At 72.5% G+C, this 11,013-nt stretch carries 11 protein-coding genes; 2 read left to right on the forward strand and 9 right to left on the reverse strand.

What is annotated here, in order from left to right:
- Positions 1–155 precede the first annotated feature (155 nt).
- From ACZ6QO_RS28200 to ACZ6QO_RS28240, 9 genes are all read right to left on the reverse strand, one after another.
- Entirely contained in the window at positions 156–1,586 is a 1,431-nt protein-coding gene (locus tag ACZ6QO_RS28200) for an acyl-CoA carboxylase subunit beta (RefSeq protein ID WP_465854809.1), read from the reverse strand.
- A 13-nt stretch (positions 1,587–1,599) separates the two neighbouring features.
- Entirely contained in the window at positions 1,600–2,832 is a 1,233-nt protein-coding gene (gene fabF, locus ACZ6QO_RS28205) for a beta-ketoacyl-ACP synthase II (protein WP_465854811.1), read from the reverse strand.
- Between the two features lie 80 nt (positions 2,833–2,912).
- A complete protein-coding gene (locus tag ACZ6QO_RS28210) occupies positions 2,913–3,152 on the reverse strand; it encodes an acyl carrier protein (RefSeq protein WP_465854813.1) in 240 nt (79 codons plus the stop codon).
- A 72-nt stretch (positions 3,153–3,224) separates the two neighbouring features.
- Positions 3,225–4,172: a beta-ketoacyl-ACP synthase III gene (locus tag ACZ6QO_RS28215; RefSeq protein WP_465854841.1), complete on the reverse strand. Its 948-nt coding sequence runs from the start codon at positions 4,170–4,172 to the stop codon at positions 3,225–3,227.
- A 5-nt stretch (positions 4,173–4,177) separates the two neighbouring features.
- Positions 4,178–5,122, reverse strand: coding sequence for an ACP S-malonyltransferase (locus ACZ6QO_RS28220; RefSeq protein ID WP_465854815.1), 945 nt, complete (start codon positions 5,120–5,122; stop codon positions 4,178–4,180).
- A gap of 117 nt (positions 5,123–5,239) precedes the next feature.
- Positions 5,240–6,349 (reverse strand): PucR family transcriptional regulator, encoded by a 1,110-nt coding sequence (locus ACZ6QO_RS28225; RefSeq protein WP_465854843.1) that lies wholly within the window; start codon positions 6,347–6,349, stop codon positions 5,240–5,242.
- A 172-nt stretch (positions 6,350–6,521) separates the two neighbouring features.
- The gene (locus tag ACZ6QO_RS28230) at positions 6,522–6,971 is read right to left on the reverse strand and encodes a DUF350 domain-containing protein (protein ID WP_465854817.1); all 450 of its coding nucleotides are present in this window, start codon (positions 6,969–6,971) and stop codon (positions 6,522–6,524) included.
- A gap of 88 nt (positions 6,972–7,059) precedes the next feature.
- Positions 7,060–8,214 (reverse strand): glutathionylspermidine synthase family protein, encoded by a 1,155-nt coding sequence (locus tag ACZ6QO_RS28235; protein ID WP_465854819.1) that lies wholly within the window; start codon positions 8,212–8,214, stop codon positions 7,060–7,062.
- 1 nt (position 8,215) lies between these two features.
- Positions 8,216–8,668, reverse strand: a complete 453-nt coding sequence (locus ACZ6QO_RS28240) for a hypothetical protein (RefSeq protein ID WP_465854821.1) — start codon at positions 8,666–8,668, stop codon at positions 8,216–8,218.
- 155 nt (positions 8,669–8,823) lie between these two features.
- Between ACZ6QO_RS28240 and ACZ6QO_RS28245 the strand changes: the two genes are divergently transcribed.
- Positions 8,824–9,855, forward strand: a complete 1,032-nt coding sequence (locus ACZ6QO_RS28245; protein ID WP_465854823.1) for a PHP domain-containing protein — start codon at positions 8,824–8,826, stop codon at positions 9,853–9,855.
- 53 nt (positions 9,856–9,908) lie between these two features.
- The gene (locus ACZ6QO_RS28250; protein WP_465854825.1) at positions 9,909–10,862 is read left to right on the forward strand and encodes a helix-turn-helix transcriptional regulator; all 954 of its coding nucleotides are present in this window, start codon (positions 9,909–9,911) and stop codon (positions 10,860–10,862) included.
- Positions 10,863–11,013: the final 151 nt, after the last annotated feature.

The raw sequence follows: 11,013 nt of genomic DNA on the forward strand, positions 1-11,013 counted from the left end.
GACGCCTCCTGAAGCCGGCGAACGCCCGCGCGCCCCCGCGAAGGCTGCCGAAGCCCTCCGAACGCCCGCACGCGCCCCCGCGAACGTGGAAAAGGCCCCGCACCGGGATTCTCTCCGGTGCGGGGCCTTCGTTCATGGTGGCCGCCTGGCGGGGCCTACAGCGGGATGTTGCCGTGGGCTCCCCGGGCGGGCGTCGCCTGGGCGAGGACCTTGGCGATGGCGCCGCGGGTCTCGGCGGGCTTGATGACCTCGTCGATCACCCCGATCTGGATGGCGCGGTCGAGGCCGCCCGCGACCTTCTCGTGCTCCTCGGCCAGGCGCGTCTCCAGGGCGGAGCGCTCCTCCTCGGGGGCGGCGGCGATCTCGCGCCGCTTGAGCACCCGCACGGCGGCGAGCGCGCCCATGACGGCGACCTCGGCGGTCGGCCAGGCGAACACCTTGGTGGCGCCGAGGGACCGGGAGTTCATCGCGATGTACGCGCCGCCGTACGCCTTGCGGGTGACCAGGGTCACGCGCGGCACCGAGGCCTCGGCGAAGGCGTGCAGCAGCTTGGCGCCGCGCCGGACGACTCCGTCGTGCTCCTGGCCGACGCCGGGAAGGTAGCCGGGAACGTCCACCAGGACGACCAGCGGCACCCCGAAGGCATCGCACATGCGCACGAACCGGGCGGCCTTCTCGGCGGAGGTGGAGTCCAGGCAGCCGGCGAGCCGCATCGGGTTGTTGGCGATGATGCCGACCGTGCGGCCGCCGAGGCGGCCCAGCGTCGTGACGATGTTGGGCGCCCACTTGGGGTGCAGTTCGACGCCGGGCTCGTCGAGCAGGCCGTTGACCAGCGGCTGCACGGAGTACGCGCGGCGCGGCTCGTCGGGCAGCAGGCCGGAGAAGTCGACGTCCTGCACCGATTCGGGGCGGACGCGGCCCTGGTGGCCGAGCAGCACGGCAAGGCGGCGCGCCCGCAGCACGGCGTCGGCGTCGCTCTTGGTGACGACGTGGACCACGCCGCTGCGCTTGCTGTGCGGCTCCGGGCCGCCGAGGCCTGCCATGTCGATCTGCTCGCCGGTGACGCTGCGCACGACGTCGGGGCCGGTGACGAAGATGCGGCCCTGGTCGGACAGGATCACCAGGTCGGTGAGGGCCGGGCCGTAGGCGGCTCCGCCCGCGGCCGGGCCGAGGACCACGGAGATCTGCGGGACGATGCCCGAGGCGCGGGTCATCGCGGCGAATACGCGGCCCACGGCGTGCAGGGACTCGACGCCCTCGGCCAGGCGGGCGCCGCCCGAGTGCCACAGGCCCACGATCGGGACGCGTTCGCGCACCGCGACGTCGTAGGCGTGCACGATGTGCTCGCAGCCGGCGGAGCCCATGGCGCCGCCCTGGACGCGGGCGTCGCTGGAGAACGCCACGACGGGCGCCCCCTCCACCCGGCCCATGGCGGCCAGGGCGCCGCTGCGGTCGTCGGCGGGGGAGAGCAGGTGCATCGTGCCCTCGTCGAACAGGGCTGACAGACGTATATGCGGATCGCGAGGGTCGGCGGGGGGCTCCTCTTCGGAGGCCTGGGCCGCCACCTCGTTGTCGAGCACAGTCACTGGCGCTCCAAAATCAGACGCTGGCGAAAGCCACGGCGACGTTGTGGCCGCCGAAGCCGAACGAGTTGTTGATCGCGGCGATCTGGCCGTCGGGGAGCTTGCGTGGCTCTCCACGCACGATGTCCACCTCGACCCCCTGGTCGAGGTTGTCCACATTGAGGGTCGGCGGTACCAGGCGGTCGCGCAGGGTCATGATCGTGAAGACGGTCTCGATGCCGCCCGCGCCGCCGAGCAGGTGGCCGGTCGACGACTTGGTCGCCGTCACCAGCGGGTGGTCACCGATGATCTCTTGGATGGCCACGGCCTCCACGACGTCCCCCGCGGGAGTGGAGGTGGCGTGCGCGTTGACGTGCACGATGTCGCGGCCGGTGAGGCCGGAGTCGGCCAGCACCTTGCGGGCGGCGCTCCGGATGCCCGCGCCCGTCGGCTCGGGCTGGGCGATGTGGTGCGCGTCGGCGGAGTAGCCGACGCCGGCCGCCTCGGCGTAGATGCGGGCGCCGCGGGCGAGGGCGTGCTCCTCGGACTCGAGGACGATGATGCCGGCCCCCTCGCCGAGGACGAACCCGTCGCGGTCGGTGTCCCAGGGACGGGACGCGTGCGCGGGGTCGTCGTTGCGCGTGGACATGGCGCGCATGGCGGCGAAGGAGGCGATGTTCAGCGGGTGGATGGCGGCCTCCGTGCCGCCCGCCACGACGACGTCCGCCCGTCCCGTCCTGATCATCTCCATGGCGTAGCCGACGGACTCGGCGCCGGTGGCGCAGGCGCTGACGGTGGCGTGGACGCCGGCCGTCGCGCCGATCTCGATGCCGATCCACCCGGCCGAGCCGTTCGGCATCAGCATGGGGACGGTGAAGGGCGACAGCCGCTGCCAGCCCTTCTCTTTGTAGGTGTCGTAGGCGGCCAGGATCGTGGTGATGCCGCCGATGCCGCTGCCGACCACGACGCCGAGCCGGTCGGGGGCGACCTTGGGCGTCCCGGCGTCCTTCCAGGCCTCGCGGGCCGCGATGAGCGCGAACTGCTCGGCGCGGTCGAGGCGGCGCGCCTCGGGCCTCGGCAGGACCTCACCCGGCTCGACGGCCGCCCTGGCGGCGAACTTCACCGGCACGGTGTCGATCCAGTCTTCGGTGAGCGGCCGGACACCCGACTGTCCGGCGAGGAGCGCCGACCAGGACGAGGCGACGTCTCCGCCGAGAGGCGTTGTCACGCCGAGCCCGGTGACAACGACACGTACTCGATCTCTGCTCACTTGTTGCGCTCCTTGCGTTTCGACCTTGAGCATGGGGGGCTCAGACGCCCGGGCCGGGGGGCCGGACGCCTGAGGTGGATCTAGTTCTGGATGAAGTTGATGACGTCCTTGACGGTCTTCAGGTGCTTGAGCTGGTCGTCGGGGATCTCGACGCCGAACTCGTCCTGGGCGGCGACGGCGATCTCGACCATGGAGAGCGAGTCGATGTCGAGGTCGTCCACGAAGTTCTTCTCGGGGGTGACCTCGTTCGCCGGGATGCCCGTGATCTCGTTGACGATCTTGCCGAGGCCCGCGAGGATCTCCTGCTCGGTCAGTGCCATGTCGCGATTTCTCCTTGGATTTGTTTGCTTATCTAGGTATGTACGGGCGCCGTACGGGCCTTCCGTACAAGCTCAGGGGATCTCCACCACTTGGCCGGCGTAGGTCAGGCCCGCGCCGAAGCCGAGGAGCAGGGCGAGGCCGCCCGACTGCACCTCGCCGCGCTCGATCATGCGGCTCAGCGCCAGCGGGATCGAGGCCGCCGAGGTGTTGCCCGCCAGGACGATGTCTCTGGCGATGACGGCGTTGTCGGCGCCGATCTTGCGGGCGATGGCCTCGATGATGCGAAGGTTCGCCTGGTGGGGGACGAAGGCCGCGAGCTCGGAGGGGTGCACGCCCGCACGCTCGCAGGCCTCCTTGGCGACCGGGTGAAGCGCGGTCGTGGCCCAGCGGAAGACCGTCTGGCCTTCCTGGTGGAGGAAGGAGTCGCGGTCCTTGACGATGATCGCGTCGGCCTTGTCGCCGGCGCTGCCCCACACGACCGGCCCGATGCCCGGCGTCTCGGCGGGCCCGACCACGGCCGCGCCGGCGCCGTCCGCGAAGATCACGCAGGTGGCGCGGTCGGTCCAGTCGACCCACTGGGAGAGCTTCTCGGTGCCGACGACCAGCACGTTGGTGGCCGACCCGGCCCGCACCGCGTCACCGGCGGCGGCCAGCGCGTAGCAGAAGCCCGCGCAGGCGGCGTTGACGTCGAACGCGCCGGGGGCCTGGATGCCCAGGCGGTGGGCGACGCGGGCGGCGGCGTTGGGGATCTGCGCCTCAAGCGTGCAGGTGGCGACGACGACCAGGTCGATGTCGCCGGCCGACAGCCCACTCGCGGCCAGCGCCTTGCCTCCGGCCTGCACGGCGATGTCGATGTCGGTCTCTTCGGGGCCGGCGACGCGGCGCTCCTTGATGCCGACGCGGCTCTGGATCCACTCGTCGTTGGTGTCGATGGTCTTGGCCAGGTCTTCGTTGGTGACGACTCCGGCCGGCTGGTACCCGCCGAAGGCGAGCACCTTGGCGCCCGGGGCGCCCCGCATGATCCTCACTGGCCGGTCTCCTTGCTGGTAAGGGCGCCGGCGGCCGCGAGGTCGTCGGGGGTCTTGAGCGCGAGAGTCGCGACGCCGGGCAGCGCGCGTTTGGCGAGGCCGGTCAGCGTGCCGCCGGGCAGCAGCTCGATCATGGCGGTGACGCCGAGCCCGGCCATCGTGGCCATGCACAGGTCCCACCTGACCGGGCGGGCGACCTGGTCGACCAGCCGCCGGACGAACTCGGCGCCGCCGGCGACGGCCTGCCCGTCGGAGTTGGACAGCAGGGTCACGCCAGGGTCGCCGGGGGTGACGCCGGCCGCCTCGGCCCGCAGGTGCTCGACGGCGGGCGCCATGTGGCGGGTGTGGAACGCTCCGGCCACCGACAGCGCCCGCAGCCGGGCCCGCGCCGGAGGCTCGGCCGCGAAGGCGGCGAGCTGCTCGCGGGTGCCGGCGGCGACGATCTGGCCGGCCCCGTTGATGTTGGCCGGGGTCAGGCCGTGCCGGTCGATGGCCGCGAGCACGTCCTCCTCGACGCCGCCGAGCACGGCGGTCATGCCCGTCTCGGTGACGGCGGCGGCCTTGGCCATCGCCTGGCCGCGCTGCGCGACCAGACCGATGGCCTGCTCGGGGGTGAGGACGCCCGCGAGGGCGGCGGCGGTGAACTCGCCGACGCTGTGCCCGGCGAGCACGTCCGGGACCACGGGAGCCTGCGCGGCGCCGTCACCCTTGGTAGCCAGCAGCACCTCGGCGACGGCGAGGCCGGCGGCTACGAGGAGTGGCTGCGCGACGGCGGTGTCACGGATCTCGTCCGCGTCGGCCGTCGTGCCGTAGGAGATCAGATCGAGGCCGGCGATGTCCGACCACGCCGACAGACGGTCGCGCAGACCGGGGATCTCAAGCCACGGGGACAGGAAGCCTGGAGTCTGGGCGCCTTGCCCGGGAGCGACGATGACGAGCACAAAATCCACCATGCCCTGTAGGAGTTCACCACACTGCTAATGATCCGTACGAACTTTGTCGGTGGGTCTTTGTAGGAATCCTCCAGCGAAGGTTTCCGGACCGTTACCGAACCCTGGTTAAGTTACGGTTGCCCGCGACAGCCTTCCGAGGATCAGGCCGACCTGCAAGGTGAAGGCGGACCGGCCCTCGGTGGGCTGATAGCCCGTCAGTTCCGTGATCTTCTTCAAACGGTAACGCACGGTGTTCGGGTGGACGAACAACAGACGGGCCGTGGCTTCCAAAGATGTGCCCTGCTCCAGGTAGGTCGCCAGTGTGTCGAGCAGCGGAGTGCCCTCCAAGGGCTTGTAGACGTTCTCGATGAGCTGCTCGCGGGCGTCCTCGTCGCCGTCGATGGCCCGCTCGGCGAGCAGGTCCTCGGCGAGGACGGGACGGGGCGCGTCCGGCCACCCCTGCGCCGCCCGCAGCCCCGCCACGGCCGCGCGGGCGGAGTTGGCCGCGGCGTGCAGGTCGGGCACCTCGGGCCCGATCACGATCGGCCCGGGGCCGAAGCGCGGCACCACGTGCCTGGCGGCGTCCTTGATGCTGTCGGCGCCGCCGACGATGACGATCAGGCGGTCGCCCTGCACGCCGGCCAGCAGGTCGTGCCCGAGCCGCCGGCCCTTGTCGCGCATGCCGTCGATGACGGTCTGCGGATCGGCGTCCGGGGCGTACCCGGCGAGCACGACGACCGGCGAGGACGTCCAGCCCAGCGCCGCCGCCCACGAGTGCAGCCCGTCGTCCACCTCGCCGCGGACCAGCGCGTCCACGATGAGGGCCTCCAGCCGGGCGTCCCACGCGCCGCGCACCTCGGCCTCGCGGGCGTACACGTGCGCGGCGGCGAAGGCGACGTCGCGGGTGTAGCGCAGCATCGCCTGCCGCAGGAGCTCCTCGCCGCCGGGCGCCGCGAGCTCCTGCACCTCGGCCTCCACGACCTCCACGACGACGCGGACCAGGTCGACCGTCTGCTGGAGCGAGACCGAACGCTTCAGCTCGCGCGGGGCGGTGCCGAAGATCTCGATGCTCGGTGTCGGCCTGCCCTCGTCGGCGTGCTGGAACCACTCCACGAAGGCGGCGATGCCGGCCTGGGCGACCAGGCCCACCCAGGAACGGTCCTCCGCGGAGAGCGCGCGGTACCACGGCAGCCGTTCGTCCATGCGGGTCATCGCGGCGGTGCCGAGACTCCCCATCGCCCGCTCAAGCCGTCGTGCGGTGTCCTCGCGTACCCGGTCATTCACATCCCTAGGGTGCCAGGTCAGCGTGAGTGCGACAGCCTTACGTGCTCTATGTCACCACCGGGAGAGCAGCCGTCCGCGGCGCCGCGCGGAACTCGCGTGACGCCGTGCCGCCGGCGCGCGGCGGTCAGATCACCGCGACGGCGGTGATCACCCCGATGGCCACGTGCGTCACGGCGAGCAGGACCGCGCCCGGCTGCAGCGCCGGCTCGCCCACCAGCTCACGGACCTTGATGCCGGCCACCCGGTCGAACAACAGCATGCCGAGGGCCTGCACGACGATGCCGGTGAGGCCGAACACCAGCGTGGTGAGCAGCCCTTCCTGCAGCGCGCCGCCGGCCGACCAGATGGACGCGGCGACGATGAGCCCGACCGCGGTGAGGCCGGAGGCGGTCAGCAGCGCAGCGTTGGGGTTGCGGTCCTGCTGGATCAGCCTGCTGAGCCGGCCGGGCGTGGCCATGTCGACGACGTAGAAGCCGGCGATCAGCAGCAGGACGCCCAGGACCGCGTAGGCGAGGATCGCCAGGACTCCTCGTCCGAGCGCCTCCGCGAGGGGACCGGCGAGCGCGTTGGTCATCTGTTGCTCCTTGGGCGTGGCGGCGCGAAGCCGGTCATGACGGGACGCGGTGCGGGGCCGGTCATGACGTGATGCGGTGCGGGGCTGGTCATGAAGGGATGCGGTGCGGGACGAAGGAGGAGGAGTCATCGGTGATCAAGCCCGAGGTCTCCCGGATGCCGAGCCCCGCGGCCTCGTCCCCGACGACCCAGGCGCCGAGCACCGGGCGCCAGCCGTCGAAGTCGGGCAGGGCCTGGAACTCCTGGTACACGTGCCCCTCGGCGCCGTAGTCGCCGGGAGTGCTCTGAGCGCCCTCCGGGGTGACGACGCGCATCCCCGCGCCCTCCCGGCCGAGCAGCGGCTTCATGATGTGGGCGGGCAAGTCGCGCGGCCCGTCCAGGTAGGCGGGCAGCAGGTTCGGGTGGCCGGGGTGCATCTCCCACAGCACCGCGAGCAGCGCCTTGTTGGACAGGAGCATCTTCCACAGCGGCTCGATCCAGGTCATGGAGATCTGGTGCCTGACGGCCTGCGGGCCGAACGGGTCGGCGACCGCCCACTCCCACGGGTAGAGCTTGAACAGCGTGCGGATCACCCGCCCCTCCATGTCGACGAAGCGCAGGGCGCGGGGGTCCCAGCCGATGTCCTCCATGGCCACCGCCACGGTGGTCAGCCCGGCCTGCTCGGCGGTCTCCTGCAGATAGCCGAGCGTCATGGCCTCCTCGCCGGTCTCGTCCATGTTGGTCCAGGCGAAGTGGGCCGGGCCGCTCTGCAGCGGCAGCTCCCGCCACCGGTCGATCAGGCGCTCGTGGACGGAGTTCCACTGGTCGTCGCCGGGGTGGACGTCCTTGAGCCAGAACCACTGGACGACCGAGCTCTCGACGAGGCTGGTCGGGGTGTCGGCGTTGTACTCCAGCAGCTTGGCCGGCCCCCGCCCGTCGTAGCGCAGGTCGAAGCGGCCGAACACGTGCGGGTCGCGGCGCCGCCAGGACGCCTCGATCTCCGGCGCCACCCACTCGGGGATCGCGAAGTCGCGGTAGCGGTCGGTGGACACCACGTGCTCGACGGCCGCGAGACACATGCCGTGCAGCTCCTCGACCTGGCTTTCCAGGGCGAGGACCTCCTCCATGGTGAAGGTGTACTCCACGCCCTCGTCCCAGTAAGGGCGGGCGAGGTGGACCGGGTGCGCGGAGCGGTGGTAGGCCAGGCCCTGCGCCTCGATGGTCTTCTCCCAGCCGTCCCGCCGCGGGGACGCCCGTCTGCGCACCTCAGCTTCCCCCGATGCCGCGGCCGCCGAAGCCGCCGCGTTGGAGCACGGTGCCCGAACGGCTGCTGACGTGCGCGTTGGCCGGTCTGATGGTCGTGCCGCGCAGCACCCGGCCGGCCTGCCTGACGCCCCCGTAGTACCAGCCGTAGGCGCCGTGCGAGCCGTGGTAGGAGCCGTGGCCGTGGTCGTCGTCGCAGCGGTCGTCGTCCACGATCGCGTACGACCCGTCCGCGCTCCGGCTGCCGAGATCGACGCAGTCGGCGGTGACCCGTTCGGCGAAGGTGTCCTGGGCGGCGCAGAACCCGACCACCAGGGTGGAGAGCAGGCCCATCGTGCCCAGCGTGACCATGGTGGAGGACAGCTTCTTACCGCCGGCCGGCGGCGCCGGGGGCCTCGCCGCGTAGCTCGCCAGTGGATGCGGCGGCCGCACAGGCTCGCGGCGGGGTTTCGCCATCGGGTTCCATCTCTCGAAAATGTGCGCAAAGCCTACGTTTACGTGATCAACGGAGCAAGTCTTCGAGAAGTTTCTTCCTGCTGCTAAGAGAAGAGCCCCCCTGCGTGCCGGCCTGCGCGCCGCGCGGCCGCGGCGCGCTGGGTAGATTCGCACCTGTGGAACCGGTCGAAGCGCTGAAGAGGATCGCCTTCCTCCTTGAACGGGCCGGCGAGCCGACCTACCGGGTGCGCGCCTTCCGCGGCGCCGCGTCCACCATCGCCGAGATCCCGCGCGACGAACTCCTGCGGCTCGCCCGCTCCGGAGGGCTGAGCGATCTCAAGGGCATCGGCAAGGTCACCGCCCTGGCGATCACCGAGGCCCTGGACGGGCAGGTCCCCACCTACCTGCGCCGTCTGGAGGACACCGCGGGGCTCGACCTGGACGAGGCGGCCGCCGCCATGCGCGCCGCGCTCAAGGGCGACCTGCACAGCCACTCCGACTGGTCGGACGGCGGCTCGTCCGTCGAAGAGATGGCCGTGGCGGCCCGCGGGCTCGGGCACGACTATCTGGCGCTCACCGACCACTCGCCGCGCCTCACCGTCGCGCGCGGCCTGCCCGCGGCCAGGCTGCGCGAGCAGCTGGACCTCGTCGCCGAGCTGAACGGCAAGCTGGCGCCGTTCCGCATCCTGACCGGCATCGAGGTCGACATCCTGGCCGACGGCTCCCTCGACCAGGAGCCCGAGCTGCTCGACCGGCTCGACGTGGTGGTCGCCAGCGTCCACTCCAAGCTCAAGATGGACGCCGGCGACATGACCCGCAGGATGGTCACGGCCATCGCCGACCCGCGCGTCGACGTGCTCGGCCACTGCACCGGCCGCATCGTCCAGGCCGGCGGGCGGCGCGGCGGCCTGCGGCCCGAGTCGGCGTTCGACGCCGAGATCGTCTTCGAGGCCTGCCGCCGGTTCGGCGTCGCCGTCGAGATCAACTCCCGTCCCGACCGCCTCGACCCGCCCAAGCGGCTGCTGCGCCTGGCCTACGAGATGGGATGCCTGTTCTCGATCGACTCCGACGCCCACGCGCCCGGGCAGCTCGAATGGCAGCACTTCGGCTGCGAGCGGGCCGCGCGGTGCGGCATCGAGCCCGGCCGGGTGGTCAACACCTGGACCGCCGAAGCCCTGCTCGCCTGGACCGCCGAGACCGCCACCTGAGAATGGCCTGCGCGTCCGGCGCGAATGTCGGCGGCCCGGCGTAGCTTCGGGATGTGAACCGTACCGATCGGCTCTACGCCCTCATCGAGGAGCTGCGCGCGATCTCCCCCGGGTGCCGGTCCGCACGGGAGCTGAGCGAGCGATTACAGGTGGGCGTCCGCACCGTCGAACGCGACATCGAGGCGCTGCGCAAGGCGGGCGTGCCCGTCCGCGCCGAGGACGGCGGGCGCGCCGGGTACGCCCTCGACGAGCCCGCCGCTCCCGCCCCGCTCGCCCTCACCCCCGACGAGGCGGTGGCCGTCGCCGTCGCCCTCAGCAGGGCCGGAAGGCGTCCCCTGGCGGGCGGGGCCCGCAGCGCGCTCCGCAAGCTCAAGGCCGCGATGCCCGCCCCGGGGACGCCACCACCGCAGGATGGGCCGGCTGAGCCCGCTGAGCAGGGCGAGGCCGTCGAGCCGGGCCGACGGGACGGGCCGAGCGGGCAGAACGAACCGGCTGAGCAGGGGGAAGCGGACGAGCCCGGCGACTGCGGCGGTGAGCCGGCCGGTTCGGCGGCCAGGGCGGCCCTGGCCGAGTACGGCGACGCCACGGGCTTCGTCCACGGCTCCGTCGACGGCTCCGGCGCGGTGGAAGGCCCCGATGCGGTCGACGGCTCTGATGCGGTCGAGGGCTCCGGTGACGCCGGCACCGACCCCAGGGCGGCGCGGGCCGCGATCGCCCGGGTCATCGACGAGGCGCTGCTCCACCGGCGGGTGCTGCGCATCACCTATGACGCCAAATCGGGCGAGGTCACCGAGCGCGACGTCGAGCCCGGGGTGTTCATCGGCGGGCGCGGCGGCTTCTGGTACCTGGTGGCCTGGTGCCGGCTCAGGCAGGACGTCCGGGTGTTCCGGCTCGACCGCATCGCGCGGGCCGCGCTCACCGACGAGCAGGCGCACCCCCGCCGTCCCCTGGAGGAGTACGCCCCGCACATCCCCGACCTGATGGCCAAGGACCAGACCCCCGGCTGACCGGAGGGAGACCGGAAGACGGTCCGCCGTCTCCGCCAAGGGACGGCCCCAACGGCGGCGGGGGGGGGGGGGGGGGGGGGGGGGGGGGGGGGGGGGGGGGGGGGGGGGGGGGGGGGGGGGGGGGGGGGGGGGGGGGGGGGGGGGGTGGGGG

Source organism: Sphaerisporangium sp. NPDC049457 (assembly GCF_055586705.1).